Origin of the sequence: Streptomyces sp. NBC_00820 (assembly GCF_036347055.1) — a bacterium.
In the GTDB taxonomy this organism is placed as follows: Bacteria; Actinomycetota; Actinomycetes; order Streptomycetales; family Streptomycetaceae; genus Streptomyces.
The window spans coordinates 16,041-31,925 of the sequence record NZ_CP108882.1 but is presented as its reverse complement, the minus strand read 5'-3'; the positions used below and the strand labels follow the sequence as shown (position 1 = coordinate 31,925).

The following is a 15,885-nucleotide window of genomic DNA, read 5'->3' as shown; positions in this document are numbered from 1 at the left end:
CCTGCGCGGCCACCTGGCGCCGATCGAGTCCGGCGGCTCTCACGATCCCTCCGCGCCGGGCAAGCTCATGCGGAAGATACTTGCGAATCTGAATGAGAATGTCATTGGTCTGCGGTGGGTGTCATGGGATGGCTGTGCGCGTCTGGCCTGGGGTGATGTGGAGTTGGTGTCATCGGGGTGACGCGTTGCTGGTGACGCGGGATTGGGTTTCCGCTGGTCGGTGTGGTGCAGATTCCTGAGCGGTGGGGGAGTGTACTGCTCGGTGTGCCTCACGTTTACCGGAGTCGAATAGTTGTCCCGGATTGGGTGAACTGCCGGACTGTGTACGGTGGTTGGCGGGGAACGGGCCTGGTGTGCGCCGCGTGTGCGGTGTCGGTGCCAGGGGGTGCTCTATGGCCGATATGGGCGGGCTCGAGGTCACCGGTGCGGTGGGGGAGCCGGCCTTCGTGGTGGGGGAGCGGCTGCTCGGGCGTGAGCAGGCGGTGTCGCGCCTGCTGGCGTTGGACAGGCGCGGGGAGCTGACGACGGAGCATGCGGAACTGGTCGCCTCCGCGGTGGGGGTGTCGCTGCGGACGGTGTGGCGGTGGGTCGAGGCCGGTCGTCAGGGGCGTACAGGGCCTGTTCAGCGGGAGCGTTTCCGGATCACGGACGAGTTGCATGCGCGGCTCGCGGCGTGCTGTGGGAACGCGGCCGAGGTGTACCGGGATCTGGTGGCCGAGGCTGAGCGGGCGCGCGTGGAGGGCAAGGATGTGCCGGCGGTGCCGTCGCTGGCGACGTTGCACCGGGCGATCCGCCTGGACCTCAATCCGGGGCAGCGCGCGGCCCTTTCGGGCGGGGAGCGTGCCCGGCGGCGTCATGATGTGCATCTGCGGCGTCCGCGCCAGTGGCGTAATGCCTGCTGGGAGGCGGATCACAAGCATGTGCCGGTCGAGGTTTTGCTGGATGGCGAGTTGGTGTTCCCGTGGGTGACGTGGTTCATCGACTGCGCCACGGGCGCGATCCCAGGCGCGGCCATCACCCCGCACCAGCCCTCGCGCGACGCGATCCTCGCGGCGCTGCGGATCGCACTGTCCCGCGATGACGATCCGGCGGGTCCGTACGGGCCGATCGGCGGCCTGCCCTCGCTGGTGCGGATCGACCGCGGCGCCGACTTCCTCTCGCGCACGGTCACCGAGGCGCTGGGGCACTTCGCGGTGCCGGTGCAGCCGCTGCCGCCCTACCGGCCGGACTTGAAAGGGACGATCGAGAACCTGAACCGGTGTGCCGAGCGGATGCGTTTTGCTTCCCTGCCCCGCTACACCCACGCCCCTTCCACGCGGCTGCGCCCCGGGGCCCGCAGCCAGCACATCGATGAAGCCCAGCCGCTGCCGTTCGCCGAGTTCGTTCGGCTGCTGCTGGAGTGGGTCACCTGGTGGAACACCGAGCACACCTCCCAGGCCCTTCAGGGGCGCACGCCGCTTGAGGCGTGGCGGGCGGACCCCACCCCAATCGAGGACGTGGACCGCGAACTGCTGCGCCGCTACACGCTCGCCGACGACGGCCGCCTGCGCACCCTGACCGCGAGCGGGGTGCGCTGGGCGGGCCGGTACTACGTAGGGGAATGGATGCACGGCGGCGCGGAGGTGGGCACGAAGGTCCGCATCCGCTTCATCCCGCACCACGACCACGAGATCGAGGTGTTCGACGCCTCCAGTAACCGGTATCTGGGGCCGGCGCACCCTTCGGATGAGGCCACACCCGCCCAGCGCAGGGCGCACCGGCGGAGCAAGGACGCCGAGAAGCGGCGCCTGGCCAGGGCCCTGGCGGCTGCTTCGGAGCACACCAACAACCGGTATGCGGCCGTTACCGAGGCCGAAGTGCCCAAGCAACTGGGCACGTTGAGTGCGGCCGAGGCCGAGCGCCAACTCGCCCGAGCGCACCTGAACGACGCGGCCGAGCTCGCGCTGCCCGATCTCATCCCGCCTGCGGCGCCGCCCGAGGACTGGGCCACCCCGGCCTCGCTGCGCGCGCAGTGCCGGCCCACCACACCGGCCGACCAGGCGCGTCCGTCGGACGAGGAGACGGACCGGTGACGGGCCAGTTGCCTCCGGGCGAGGGGGACCACTACCTGCACCGGAGCCTGCCAGGCGCGCAGGTGGTGGCCACCAAGCCGCTGCTGACCGCGCGGGAGAACATCGCGGACACAGTCGCAGCGCGGGCCATGATGTGCGTCTACGGGGCGGCGGGCTGCGGCAAGACCCTCGCGGTCAACCGCGGCCTGCGCCAGCTGGAACCGGGTGAGGAGGTGCGGCAGATCACGTTCCGCGACCGCACCACGGCCCGGGCAGTTCGCTACGAGATCTTCACCGCGCTCGGCCTGCAAGGGGATGCACCGGCGCATCCTTCCGAGTTCGACCGGCTCCTCAAGGACGCGCTGGCCACGAAGCCGCGCACGCTGGTGGTGGACGAGGCGCAGTGGCTCAACTCCGAGGCGTTCGAGTACTTCCGCTACCTTTGGGACGACTATGCCACCGAGCTCGCGCTCATCTTCGTCGGCGGTCCCGGCTGCTACTCGGTGCTGCGCAGGGAGCCGATGCTCTCCTCCCGCGTCTTCATCTGGCAGGGCTTCAAACCGCTGACCCGCGGGGAGGTACTCGAGACGATCCCGCTGTTCCACCCGGTGTGGAAGAACGCGTCGAGCGAGGACATCCTGTTCGCCGACGAACACGCCGCGCACGGCAACTTCCGCAACTGGGCCTGGCTGACCGCCCAGGTGCTGCGCGGCCTGAAACGCCTGGGCCGCGACAAGGTGGACCGCGACGTCGTGCGGTGGACCTTCAGCCACCTGGGCAGCAGCGGCTCTGTAGGTAAGGACTGATGAGCCCCGCCGCCCGCACTCCGGCCGCCCGGGCCTCATCGTCCGGTCGTCGCCGGCGTGCCCTGGCTCGCACTCCGCCTCGCCGCCCAGCTCCCGCCGTACCCCGGCACTACCTGTTGCTCAAGGGTGCCGAAACCGTACCGCTGCCGTGGTTCGCGGACCTGGCACGCGGCCTGGAGCAGATCGTGAGTCAGCGGGCGATCATGTGCCTGTCCGGGAACGCCGGCGTCGGCAAGACCTTCGCCCTCGACACCGTGCTCGCCGCACGGCCCCGGCCCGCCCGCCGCGCGCGCCTGGTCCGCCTGGTGCCCCGTCCCGCTCCCACTCCGCTGTCCCTGCGCTCGGACCTCGCCGACGCCCTGAACCTCGAGGCACGTTTGAAGGATCCGGGGGCCTTCGACGCGGCGCTGCGCGAGGTACTGGCCGCCCGCGACCATCTGCTCGTGGTGGACGAATCCCAGCGCCTGGACGGAACCTGCTTCGAGTACCTGCGCTACCTCTTCGACGATCCCCATGCCCGCCTGGCGATCGTCCTGGTGGTCGGCGAGCGCGGCCAGGCGGTGCTGCGCCGCCAGAAGATGCTCGCCTCGCGTACCGGCGTGTCGCTGCAGGTCCCCCTGCTCACCCCCGCCGACGTCGCCGAAGTGATCCCTCGGTTCCACCCGCTGTGGCGCGAAGCCGACCGCGACGCCCTTTCGCGGCTGGATGCCCGCTGGTGCCACGGAAATTTCCGCCGCTGGGCGCAGGCCACCCACCACGCCCTGCGCCTGCTGCAGCACGCCTCCGCGCACCGGGAACTCGCCCCCCACCCGCTGCTGGAAGACGTCCTGGATGCCACCCTGCAGCCGCACGAGGACCTGTGATGAGTACCTGCACTGCTGAACGGGTCGGTCTGGTGACGCTGGTCTGCGACTGCGACGACAACGCCACCTGGCCGCGCTCCGTCCTGGCTGCCTCGCACCCGGCTACCGGCCACATCGCGGTGGACACCGTTCCCGGCAGCTCGGCCCGGATGGCCCGGGACATCCTGCGCGCCCTGGATGTGACCGGTCACCGGGCCACGGCCTCACCCAAGTTGGCCACCGAGCCCGCATGGCGGGCCGTCACCTGCTGGATGGACATCCTCGAGATCCGCCAACTGACGGTCCTGCGTGCGCACCTGCTCACTCCGCCCCGTGTCCGGCGTCTCGCCCGCCTGCGGGAGGGGACCGGAATCTCCCTGTTCCTGTTGGCCCACTGCGCCACCGAACATGCTGCCCAGCGACTGCACGCCCTCCTGAAGAGCAACGGCCTGGCCCCCGACCCGCCGTCCCTCGCACCGATGCTCACCCGCCCTGCCCTGCCGCTGCTTCCTGCACCTGTCCCGCGCCCTGCTGCTCCGCCGCCGGACCGCTTCGCCCAGCTGCCCGCGCTGACCGAGTTGTCGGAATGCTCTTTCACTCGTTTCCGCGCCGAGGCCCACCGCCGCTTGGAGGCGGACGGCTTCGCCTGCGTCGACGCGCAGTACCTCGCCGGCCTGTACGCGGCCCGTACCCACTGCGCCCGCAGCCCCCAGCCCATGACGCAGCAGGATCTGGAGTTCTTCCTCGCCCGCCTCACCGCCACCAGCCCCAGCCGGGCGCACACCCTGGCCCGGCTACGCGGAGCCCAGGTCGGCTTCCTCACCCGCGGTCTGCTCCTCCACGTGCCCGGGGACCTGGACCGTGCGTCAGGGCCGGGGCTGACCACCTGCCCCGTCACCCCCTACGTCCTGCACCAGGTCAGCCGGGGCATCGCCCATCCGGTCCAACTCGCGGCGATCCTAGCCCTGTTGTTCACCGGCACCCATCCTGACGCCTTGCGCGCCACCCCGCTCTCGGGTCTCGATGCGCGCTGCACACACCTGACCGTCCCCGACGTGTGGCACCCTGGGCACGGCTCGCCTAGTGAGCCGCCCGGCGTCTGCTACACGATCCCGCCCCGCGCCCGCCCGGTCTTCGCCGCTGCCAGCGCTTTTCGCCGCATGGGCGGTGCCCGCGACCACTTTCCGTTGTTCGAGCTCTCCTTCGGCCACCTCCTCGAGGCTCTCGCCCAGGACGCGGCACTGCCCATGCCCGCGCTCACCCACCCGCACTACGGGCCCGACTGGCACCACCGCGCCCACTGCCACCAGCTCACCGACGGCTCACCCCCGTCCGGGCACCGTCCGCCGCCGCACCGTACACTGCCGCCCCGGCTGCCCGGACCGCCCCCAAACCCCCACACGTTGAGCCCGAGCGAGCGTGCCACGCTGCTCGCCCACGCCGACGACACCGCGCCGGACGACCTCACCTTGGGACAAGCAGCCCTCCTGGCCGCAGCCATCAGCGGACATCTGACCACCACCCCAGGCTGTGCCCCGCTGAGCGCGTCGGCCCTGGCCGAGCTCACCGAGCGCCGTCTGCTGGATGCCCGCTCCACGGCGCCCATCCCCGTCCTCCACCCGGATCTGCGCTTCGCCCTCGCCCTGTCCACCCGATGCGCCCGCGCCCGGAGCTCCGCATGAGCAGAAAGGTCATCTATCCGGCCGCGCCGCCGGTCACCGTGCTCTTGGACCTCGCCGACAACGCGGCCATCCTGCGCGCCGCGCTGGCCGCGCACGCCCCGTCCGCCGGCCGTATCACCGTCCACCCCACGCCCGCCGCGTCCGACACCACGCTCGCCCTCGACATCCTCGCCGCCCTCGGCAAACCGACCGAACTGCCCGGCACCGGGGGCTCCATAGGCCCGCCCGCCTGGATCCTCGCCGCAGACTGGATTCTCTCCCTGCCCGACGTCCGGCTCACCGTGCTGCGCGCCCACCTCCTGGACGAGGCAAGCTGGTCCCACCTGCTCACCCTGCGCATGCGCACCGGCATGCACCTGGTCGCCGTCTGCCACACCCGGCGCCCGCCCGCCGTCATGCGCACCGCGCTGCGCCCCCTCAAGCACCACACGGTCTCCACCGACCACGGCCTGGGCGATCTGCTGGCCCCGGCCCCCACCGCCCCTGCACCACCGAGCCGCGCGGCCGAGGGCCGCTGGATCACCGTGCCCGCCCTGGCCTACCTCGCCTCCCACCACACCTTCCCCCGCTGCTCATGCACCCCGCCCCCGGCCCCCCACCCCTACGTACCCGAACGCGCCTACAGCATCGACCAGATCGCCCACCGCCTGGCCACCCGCACCGCCTATCCCCAGCTCGCCGGGGCCCTGGCCACCGCCGTCTTCACCGGCGCCCCCATCGCCCAGCTCCACACCATCCGTACCGGCCACCTCGACTCCGACGCCGCCACCCTCACCCTCCACGACCCCCGCCGCACCCGCCGCCCGGGCTTCACCGCCGACTGCGGCATCTACACCGTCCCCACCTGGGCAAGGCCCTTCCTGCTGGCCGCGGCGAACCTGGTCCACCTGTCCCCACGCGGCGACGACCGTCTCTTCACCACCGGCACGCCGCGGGCCCTGCCGTACCTGACCGACTTTGCCGAGCACTGCCGCCTGCGCCCGCCACAGCCCGCCCCGCCCTGGCCGCGCCCCCGCACCAGGCGCAAGAAGCGGGCCGGCGCGCCCGAAGTCCAGTGGTACGACGGCATCAGCTCATCCCGCTTCGAATACATCAGCTACGAGGAGTGGCTGCACACAGCCGCGTCCGCACCGCCGCCGCGGAGGCGCGCGCCGTAGGCTGACCGACGTCACGGTCATCACAGGGAGGGGGCGGAAGGCCAAGTGCCCCAGAAAAACCTCGAGTTCGGCAAGTATGGAGCCCAAGGAATCAAGGGCAGCGACGCCGTGGCCCGCCGCCTGGACTACCTCATCGACTTCATCGCCACCCCCGTCACCGCCAAGCGCGGCCTGCTCGCCCGCCTGAACTACCTGACCAGGTCCACCCGCACCCTCCACACCGCCCACCAGCTCGGACTGACCGTCACCGACCGCACCCTGAACGCATGGCTGGCCGGCACGCAGCGCCCCACGAAGGCCAACCTGGACCGCATCGAGGCTGTCTACCGCAGGGTGCGCCGCCACCATGTGGCCCGCCACCTCCTGGTGCGCCTCAACGCCGGCGGCGGCACCCGCGTGGAGATCCACCCCCTCAACCAGTCCCGGGTTGCCCGGCCGCACCAGCGCGTCGTCCCCTACCGGAAGCTGAACGTGCGCCGCTGGGACGCCATCGTCACCGCCTGGGCCAACAACGACCCCCGCGCCCTCGAGGAGGCCTGGACCACCGACGTCCTGCCCGAGCTCGGCTCTCAGTGGGGCCAGTACGAATACGTCTCCAACATCGGCTTCTCCGCCTGAGGTTTCCGGATCCGCCCGCCACCGCCACGCCGCGTCCACCCACTCATTGGAGTGATGTTCTCCCCGGCGCGACCCCGCAGGGGTAGAGTCCGCCATCAGGCGATAGTCCGCTGATGAGAGCGCGGTGCCGCGTGCGAGGACTCCTGAACTCCCGTACGGGCTGACCCGGTTCGGCAGTGATTACATCCCCACATGGTGGTGTGATCAGCTGAATCGACTTAACACCGAAGGATCGTCGGCGCGCTCCAACCGTCGAGACGGGCAACCCGCTCCTCCCCGCGGATGGAAACGCTGGCCACCGGGCCTGCACGTTGATCGCACGGCTTGTTCACGTACCGCGTGAACCCGGTGATGGGCATCCTCATGACCTTCCCCGCTGTCTCGAGCGACTCCGAGACGCTGTTCTCTCTGCCGAACCAGAACGCCACCGTGGGCACACCGGACACGCACCCTGCGCCCAGTGCTGGAGAGGACTCCGAATCCCAGGTCCCTGACAGCCATTTGAAGCTGCTCGCGGACCGCATCAAGCCTCTGAGTCTGAAGCAGTACCGCTCCATTGCGGAGACCGCCCGAGCCCAGGGCCTGCCCGAGGTGGTGGCGCGCGCGCTGCCCTGGGTGCTCGCCGACCCGCAGGAAGGCCTGCGCCAACTCCGCAACCCCGACACCGAACTCATCGGGAACGTTGTCGCCCGAGTCCTCATCCTCAACACCCTCAACGCCCCCGTTCTCAAGGCGCTGGAGAACCTGCGCGGCAGCGAACTACGGTTTGCCGGTGAGTTCCTGCTCCCTCCCTACACCGTGGTGTCCGACCAGACGGCGCTGCGCTTCGACGCCACCCGCTATGCCGATGCCGCTGAGGCACTGGACGAGATGCTCACCCAGATGAGCGCCATGGACGACCACGTCGAGAAGGTCAACCCCTACCTCGACGACATCGCCGAGCGAGGCGTACGCACCGGCGGGATCCTCTTCCCCCTGGTTGTCGACCTGCCCGGGGCGCCGACCTTCGGAGCGTTCGAGACCGCAGACTGCTACGGGCGCGTGCACGCCGCACAGAAGGCCGCCACCATCACCCTCAAGCACGTCCTCGACCGAGCCCAGGTCGTGCCGCGGGACGAGGAGTCGTTCAAGAAGCACCCCTGGAAGACACACCGCAACAAACTCCTGGCGATCTGCGGCAAGGTCCGCTCCGGGGCACCGCTGTCCGACGCCGAGCGCCGCAACCTGACCGTGGCGACCATGCCCCGCACCACTATCGTCCTCGCCGGGGACACCACCGCCCCCCTGGACGAAGTACGCCGCCGGGTGGTGTCCCAGGCCCACCTCGAGCCCGCCACACCGTTCTCCGCCACCACCACAGCCCAGGTACGCGCCGAGGCCGTACTGGCCGAGCAAGAACAGCGTGGCGCACTGCCCCAGGCCCCGCCGTTGAACCCGGCCCAGGTGCGATCCGCCCTCAACGACCCGGCCACCGCCGCCGCACAGGGACTGCTACACCTGGACGAGATCGCCGTATTGGCGACGGCCGCGTTCCTGCCCAAGCAGGGGACGAGCGCCGACCGCGTGATCGCCAAAGCGCTCGCGACCCGCGGCCACGTCGGGAACTCCAAGTTCGTGCGGCAAGGACTGGCCGCCGAAGTTGCCCTGCGCCACGTCCCTGCTGCCGCCAACAAACCCGCCCGCCGCTCGGCTTTCGACCGCGCCCTGCGCTGGCCGCAGCTGCGCGGCCGCACACTGGACCGCCGGGAAGTCTCCGAGCTCCTCCACCAGGCCCTCACTCAGGAGCTTCCCGACTACCAGGCCGCCCGCGACATCGGGGAAAAGCCTCTCGTCGGCGACGCCTCCGCTCAACTGGCGATCATGGGTTCCTTCTGGCTCGTGACTTCCGGATCCGCTCCCATCCTCAACCGCACCGCCTTCGGCACGCGAAGCCACGATGACGACCAGGACGAAGAGACCGGTGAAAGCACCAATACCACCCCGGACGAGAGCAAGACGTCCAAGGGTGACTACCGCGAACCCAACCTGATCGTGATCGAACTCGCCACCACCGAACACGGGTTGAAGCAGCTCGCCCAGGCAATCTACGACGGGCGGGCCGGACGGCAGGTACGCCACCTCGATACGGAAACACTCGACGACCCCACCGACCGCCCCGTCCCCAACGCACCGGTGCTCAACGCCTCCGCGCTGCGCCGGCTCACCCTGCCGGTGGGCGGCGAGGGGGTGTCGGTCCCGGACACCACCGCCAAGGCACGCCTGGCGCGGCTGGGCGTCAAGCTCAACACTCAGGTCCTGCAGGTCCAGAGCCTCGTCGAGCAGATGGCCAGCACCGCCGACAACGACGACCGGCCCTGGGTGCGGCGCCATGGCTGGTCCGACCCACACGAATGCCTGCCCAAACTGGAGGAGATCAGCCGACAGGCGGGCGGCTGGAAGCAACTCCACGACGCTCTCAGCGAGCGACTCACCGAGGACCTCGATGAGCACACCGAGCCGCTGGAGGGCTGAGAACATGGCACCCGCTCCCTCGGCACCTGCCGGAACCCGCCTCACCCCGGCATTGTTCGCCCACGCAGTCGACCTTGTGCCAAGCCCACCGACCGGCAGCCCCATCAGCCGCGAACTCGTCTTCGAGCGCACCGCTGACGTGGTCACCGCTGCCGCGTGGGCGACCATCACCACGGCCGTGTACGTGATCTGTGATCCCCGCAGGATCGTTCGCTATGTGGGCAGCATCGCCGGGCGAACTCTCGCCGGGCGCATCCGTGAACACGTTGCCGCCCGGCACGGTGCCCGGCAATGGACCCAGATCACTGTCATCCCACTCCACCCCACAACTCGATTGACCCTCGTACGCCAATCTGAAGGACTCGTCGGGCGCGCGCTGGACCCCCTCGACAATGAACTCCTGCCTGCCGCCCCAGGCATGCCCCGATGGGTTCCCCCGCACCGCCGCACCTGAGCACTGGAGACCTACTGCCTGACCGCCTACAGCTCAAACTGCAGGTCGACGATGTCCTTGAGTTCCACTTCGAGGCCGTGGGCACGGCGGCCGCCGTCGCGGAAGTACACCTCACCCAACGCCTCGGCAGCGAGTTCGCGGAGGTCGTCCTCGTCGACGCCTGCTTCCTGGGCTTGAAGGAGGCGGGCGGCGTGCCGGGGCGGCAGGGCCAGGGTGAGGTGACGCACGCGGGCCTGGTCGGTGCTGCCGACGGCGGCGGTGTAGCCGAACCGGGCCTGGACATCGATCATGATGCCGCTCGTGGTGGCCGCGGCCTCCTTCGCCTTCGCCCTGATCTGCGGCTGCCAGCGCACGCGGACCTCACGCTCCAGCCGGTCGGCGAGCTCCGGCCGGGGCCTTTTGATCTGGTTCTTCACATACCGCTCCACCGTGCGCTGGCTGATGCCGAGCAGCTCGGCCACCGGCATCGTCCGGCCGCCGTGCTTCTTGAGGAGGTAACGCATCTGCGCCCCGGCGGACTTGGGGATGGGCTGCGTGAACGCGCCCTGCACCGCCCTGTCGAGTTCTTCCCCGACCGTGACCATCGCCTGTAACGCTCCCTATTCTCCAGTGTCCTTGGCGGTGACCTCGCCGGTCTTGATGTAGCGGGCGAGGTTGGCGACATGGCCGTCGGCGCCGAGCTGCTCGAGCACGTCCGCCCCCCACAGCACGCTCTGGGTGCCCTCGTGCTTGACCATTCCGGGCGAGACCCCCAGCCGGAACGAGCCCGGCACGGTCTTGCCGTCGGCGCCATAGGGCAGGACGTCCAGCGGGCTGGGGCCGTCGGCGGCGTACACGGCGCAGTCCGAGAGGACCGCGACCGGGTAACGGCCGGTGGCCGCGGCCAGGTTGAGTATCTTGCGGTGCATGTTGATGCGGGCCCGGGAGATGACGGTGGCGCGGATGTCCGGACGCCACGTCGGGCGGGCGAGAGCGGGCCAGGCCTGTCCCGGCTTCCAGCCGCCGCCGCGCGCCTTCTCCTGCAGCTTGCCGATGCCGCCCTTGACGGTCATCTTGACCGCGTCCACGACGATTCCCAGCTCCGGATCACGGCTCTTGTAGCCGTCCATAGCCCTCAGGAACTCGGCCGGGGGCAGCTTCTCGCCCACGCCGAGGTCCGCCATGGTGTCGACATAGGCGTTGCGCAGGCGCTTGTACCAGCCGTCCAGGAACCGGCCACTCTCCTGGCGCACCCACGCCTCGAGCGGGGCGACGTCGTAGCCGAGTTCGACGGCGTAGGCGACCGTGGGGGTGGTGTACCAGGCCGGGCCCTCGGGGCGTTCGCCAGTCGGCGTGAACGGGCTGGGCAGCAGGTCGCCGTCGAGCTCATGCCACTGCTTTCCGACCTTCACGTGACTGAGGTCGACGTGGGACAGGTCGACCAGCCAGGAGCCCGGCACCGCCGCGTCGAAGGCGGGGTTGGTGACGTGCACGGGCGGGGAAGCGAGGCCGATGACGGCGCCGTTCGCGGCAGCGCCGAAGGCCAGGTTCACGTCGATGCCGACCAGGTAGCGCTGCATGCACTCGGCATCGGTCAGGTCCCGCGCCCAGTCGTAGGCCTCCTCGAACAGCCGCTCGCCAGGGCCGCGCACGTGGAAGCGGGGCAGGTCGGCCAGGACGGGGTGCCCGTCGGTCGCCTCGCACGGCGCCGGGTCGACCGGCTCGGTGCCCAGCGAGCCGGGCCGGTGTTCGGAGTGGCGGCGGCCGTCGGCGTCCGGCTCGCTCGCACGGGTCGGCGGGTTGAGCGCGGTCATCAGCTGCAGCCCCGTCACAGCGGTGGAGCCGACCGGGGTCATCACCCGCTGCGCGTACGCGCCCAGCAGCCGGGCGAGCTCCGCGGGCTCCAGCTGCGCGGCATGGCCCCACGCGCGGGCATCGAGGGCACGCCACGAAGGGATGCACAGCTGTACGCACCTTCGGCGGCCCCCCTGGGCGGGGCGGTAGATCCGCGCCCAGGGCCCCAGCCCCCGCTTGGTCAGCTTCCACTCGGCGCGCTGAAGCTGCTTGATGGCCTTGTGCCCCTCCGGGAGCCGTCCGGCAAGCCGCTCCTCGTGCGACAGTGCGGCGGGCAGGCCGTAGCGCTCGCACGCCGCCTCGGTGAGCACCAGCAGCGGGTCGGCGTCCTTCCCCGAACCATGCAGCCTCTCCGCCCCGAGCTGCGCCTCGGTGAGCGTCCACTCCACCAGCGCGGGCAGGGACTTGGCGGGCACGTCCAGGATCAGACCGCCGATGCCGTAGCCGGTCACCTTCCGGTCGGCGTCCGCGTCGAGGACGAGCAGCGGGCCGTGCGCGTACACGCCGCCGGGCGCGGGCGCGTTCGCCGGGGCGGTCTTCGCCGCCCCCGGACGGCGCGAGGTCTGCGATTCCCGCTCGGCGCGCGGGCGCGGCGCGGTGGCCGGTGCCCGGACCGCCGCCGGGGGAGCGGAGGCAGACTCCCCGGCGGTCTCGGCCCCGGCCGTGGCATCCGGTGCGCCGCTCGCCGACACCGTCGGCGGGTTCACCAGGGGCCTCGGCGGCGTTGGCGCCGTGGCGGGGGCTGCGGGCGCCGGGGCGGTGAACGTCCGCGGCACCGCGGTGTCTTCCTGCTCGGCACCGGCGTTCTCAGAGGCGGGGTAGAGCGTGGCGAGCTGCTCCAGCAGGCGTGCGTACGCCTCCCGCTCCGGCGGCCGCGGCTCGGTCCGGCCCGACTCCCACGCGCCGACGGTCGCCCGCCGCACCTGCAGCGCGGCGGCCACCTCGTCCAGGGTGAGCGCGTGAGCCTGGCGCAGCCGCCTGCGCTCCGCCGGCGGCGGCAGCGGGGAGCGGGACGCGACCAGCGCGTCCACGGCATCGAACAACTCGGACATGGGACACCTCCGTCCCCATCCTATCCATGAAGCGTACCTATCGCGTACCAGCCACGTACTTTCCACGTGCGATGGGCGTACGGGTGGTAGTGTCCGGGAAAGCCCTCGCCCATGGGGCTCGCCGCCCTTGTCCCGACCCGGCCCCGTCCAAGGTCCCGTCCGCTTCAGGATCAGGAAGAGCTGTCATGACTGTGGTGGAACTGCCGCGCCCCGGCCGCCCCGAGCGGTCCCGGCTCTTTACCGACCAGGCGGACGCGGTGAACCGGCTCGTGCGGCACCTGCGCCGCCCCGGGACGAGGGGACTGTTCGTATCGGCGACGGGGACCGGGAAGACGCTGGTGTCCATCCGCGTCGCGAACCAACTCGGCGCGCGGCTAGTGCTGTTCGTGGTGCCCACCCTTGACCTGGCGGCGCAGACCGCCCTGGCCTGGCGCGGTGACGGCCACGGCGAGCACATGGTGATCGTGTCATCGATGGATGTGGCCGGCCGTGAGGATCTGGTGGCCGCCCGCGTCATGTCGACCACCGACCCGCACGCGCTGGGCGGGCTGATGTCGGTGGTGGGGGAGGCAGAGGATCAGATCCCGGCTCTGACGCTGATCTGCACCTACGACTCCCTGAACAAGATTGAGGAAACCCAGAAGACGGGGTACGCAGTTCCGCCGTTCGACCTGGCGATCATGGACGAGGCGCACCGGATCGCCGGCCGGGCCGACAAGAAGTGGGCGATCGTCAACGCCGCCCAGCGCATCCACGCCGACCGCCGCCTCTACATGACCGCCACGCCCCGCATCTTCGCCGCCCCGGAGCTGGCGGAGTCCGCCGACCTCACCCGCCCGCGCCGAGGGCGCCCGCAGGGCGAGGAGGTGGACGCGTTCGCCAACTCCATGGACAACGAACAGATGTACGGCAAGAAGGTCGTTGAATATCCCCTCGCGAGGGCTGTGGCGGATGGCCGGGCGGCGGACTACCGCATCGTGGTGCCCACCCTCACCGACACCGACCTGCGCCGCCGCCTGAACATGCCCGCCCCCGGCACCACGACCACCGGCAGCACTGCGGCCCGGGAGCAGAAGGACGACAGTGCGCTGCGCACCACCGCCCTGCACTTGGCCGTCCTGCGCGCCATGACCGAGCACGGCCTGAAGAAGGTCCTGGTCTACTTCAACCTCGTCTCCGACGCCCGCCGCTTCACCCGCGAACTGCCCCACACCCTGCGCCTGCTGGCCAAGACCGACCCCGGCCTCGTCCCCGGCATCGACCCGCAGCTGTTCTTCGCCCACGGCGAACACACCCCCGCCCAGCGCGCCGACATCTTCGCCGCCTTCGCCGCCGCCGACACCGCGATCCTCGCCAACTCCCGCCTGATCGCTGAAGGCGTCGACATCCCCAGCGTCGACGCCGTCGTCTTCGCCGACCCCACCCGCAGCGTCATCCGCTGCGTGCAGGCCCTCGGCCGCGCCCTGCGTCTGGACGTCTCCGGCAAGACCGCCAGCCTGGTCGTCCCCGTCTACATCCCGCCCGGCGCCGACAGCGAGAACATCCTCGGCACCGCGTACGAGCCGGTGTGGGCGATCGCCTGCGCGCTGGCCAGCCACGACCACCGCATCCTCGAACGCCTCCCCGACAAGGCCAACCGCCTGCCGAAGGAGACCAGCGACGTCATCGCCCGTCGCTGGCACTTCGACTTCACCGTCCACCCCGAACGCATCGCCCAGGCGATGGACCTGGTCTCCTTCGACCCCCGCGACCCAGCCGTCTCCCGCTCCCGCCGCCTCGGCCTCGCCGCCGCCCGCTCCTACCGCGACCAGTACGGCCACCTCGACATCCCCGCCGACTACACCGACCCCACCGGCTACACCCTCGGCACCTTCATCACCACCATGCGCGACGCCGCGAAAGCCGGCCGCCTCGAAGCCGACTGGATCGCCGAACTCGACGCGCTGGGCATGATCTGGGACAAGCACGACGCCGCCTGGCGCTCCCGCCTCGCCGCAGCCGCCGACTACCACCGCGCCCACGGCCACCTCGCCGCCCCCGCCACCACCCCCGTCGGAGCCTGGCTCGCCGAACAACGCCACCTCGCCGCCAGGAACGACCTCGACACCGCGCGCGCCGAGGCCCTCACCGCCCTCGCCGCCGACTGGCGTCTGCCGCACGGAGCGGACTGGCACCGCAAATACCACCTGCTGCGCGCCCACCTCGCCACCGGCGCCGACCCCGCCGCCCTGACCCGCGACACCCAGATCGGCGGCGTGAAGATCGGCTCCTGGCTGGGGCGCCAGCTCACCACCTGGTCGGCCCTTGCCGACGGCCAGCAGCAGCTGATGACCGCGCTCGGCCTCACTCCCGAGGCGAACCCGCTGGCTCCCGCCAGCCGTACCCGCCGAACGTTCGAGGAGACCGTCCAGCTGCTGGAGCTTTTCCTGCACCGCGAGGGCCGCATCCCTGCCGCCCGGGAGACGGTCCGCGTCGACGGCGACACCGTCAAGCTCGGCGCCTGGCTGGCCAAGGCCCGCCACCGGCACCGCGCCGACCAGCTCCCCGACCATCACGTACGCCTGGTCGCCGCCCTGTTCGAGGGGGACTGGACGGCCGAGGACGCCGTGCCGGCCGTTCTTGTGTAGGTCCTGCCCCGGCTGGTGCGGGCCGCAGGGAAAGCCCGAGACCCCGCTGAGACGAGTGCTTGCAGGCCATCGAGCCCGGTGCCCTCCTCGACTGCTCCGGGGGCATCGGATATCTGCAGTTCAGCGCGGTGTGTCAGCGGCGCGTGCTATCTGCTGTTGCGACGAATTCACCGCGCTGCGCGTCAGATTCCCGGGGGTCACGAGCCCGTGCCGTTCACCGCGCTGCACCCAGATGCCGGCCGACTGGATGCC

The 15,885-nt window shown here is 71.0% G+C and carries 11 protein-coding genes; 9 read left to right on the top strand and 2 right to left on the bottom strand.

Translation table 11 applies throughout. The annotated features are described in order from the left end of the window. The first annotated feature begins 482 nt into the window (after positions 1-482). The 8 genes from OIB37_RS00130 to OIB37_RS00095 all read left to right on the top strand — a co-directional run bounded on the left by OIB37_RS00130 (position 483) and on the right by OIB37_RS00095 (position 10,121). Positions 483-2,072, top strand: coding sequence for a transposase (locus OIB37_RS00130; RefSeq protein ID WP_443058246.1), 1,590 nt, complete (start codon positions 483-485; stop codon positions 2,070-2,072). Next, complete coding sequence (locus tag OIB37_RS00125) at positions 2,069-2,857, top strand: ATP-binding protein (RefSeq protein WP_330455436.1); 789 nt, start codon at positions 2,069-2,071, stop codon at positions 2,855-2,857. The genes OIB37_RS00130 and OIB37_RS00125 overlap by 4 nt, the downstream gene beginning before the upstream one ends. Further along, positions 2,857-3,720, top strand: a complete 864-nt coding sequence (locus OIB37_RS00120; protein WP_330455435.1) for an ATP-binding protein — start codon at positions 2,857-2,859, stop codon at positions 3,718-3,720. Before OIB37_RS00125 ends, OIB37_RS00120 begins: the two co-directional genes overlap by 1 nt. Then, positions 3,720-5,381, top strand: coding sequence for a hypothetical protein (locus OIB37_RS00115; RefSeq protein ID WP_330455434.1), 1,662 nt, complete (start codon positions 3,720-3,722; stop codon positions 5,379-5,381). The genes OIB37_RS00120 and OIB37_RS00115 overlap by 1 nt, the downstream gene beginning before the upstream one ends. Then, complete coding sequence (locus OIB37_RS00110) at positions 5,378-6,538, top strand: hypothetical protein (RefSeq protein ID WP_330455433.1); 1,161 nt, start codon at positions 5,378-5,380, stop codon at positions 6,536-6,538. The genes OIB37_RS00115 and OIB37_RS00110 overlap by 4 nt, the downstream gene beginning before the upstream one ends. A 45-nt stretch (positions 6,539-6,583) precedes the next feature. Continuing rightward, a complete protein-coding gene (locus OIB37_RS00105; RefSeq protein ID WP_330455432.1) occupies positions 6,584-7,156 on the top strand; it encodes a transcriptional regulator in 573 nt (190 codons plus the stop codon). A gap of 363 nt (positions 7,157-7,519) precedes the next feature. After that, on the top strand, positions 7,520-9,667 hold the full coding sequence (locus tag OIB37_RS00100; protein ID WP_330455431.1) for a hypothetical protein: 2,148 nt from the start codon (positions 7,520-7,522) through the stop codon (positions 9,665-9,667). 76 nt (positions 9,668-9,743) lie between these two features. Continuing rightward, positions 9,744-10,121, top strand: coding sequence for a hypothetical protein (locus OIB37_RS00095; RefSeq protein ID WP_330455430.1), 378 nt, complete (start codon positions 9,744-9,746; stop codon positions 10,119-10,121). 26 nt (positions 10,122-10,147) lie between these two features. Here OIB37_RS00095 and tpg read toward each other — a convergent pair whose 3' ends face one another. After that, positions 10,148-10,705 carry a telomere-protecting terminal protein Tpg gene (gene tpg, locus OIB37_RS00090; RefSeq protein WP_330455429.1) on the bottom strand — a complete coding sequence of 186 codons (558 nt, stop codon included), beginning with the start codon at positions 10,703-10,705 and terminating at the stop codon, positions 10,148-10,150. 15 nt (positions 10,706-10,720) lie between these two features. Next, positions 10,721-13,006 (bottom strand): telomere-associated protein Tap, encoded by a 2,286-nt coding sequence (gene tap, locus OIB37_RS00085; protein ID WP_330455428.1) that lies wholly within the window; start codon positions 13,004-13,006, stop codon positions 10,721-10,723. Positions 13,007-13,191: 185 nt separating this feature from the next. Here tap and OIB37_RS00080 point away from each other — a divergent pair, with 185 nt between their 5' ends. Further along, positions 13,192-15,633: a DEAD/DEAH box helicase gene (locus tag OIB37_RS00080; RefSeq protein WP_330455427.1), complete on the top strand. Its 2,442-nt coding sequence runs from the start codon at positions 13,192-13,194 to the stop codon at positions 15,631-15,633. Positions 15,634-15,885: the final 252 nt, after the last annotated feature.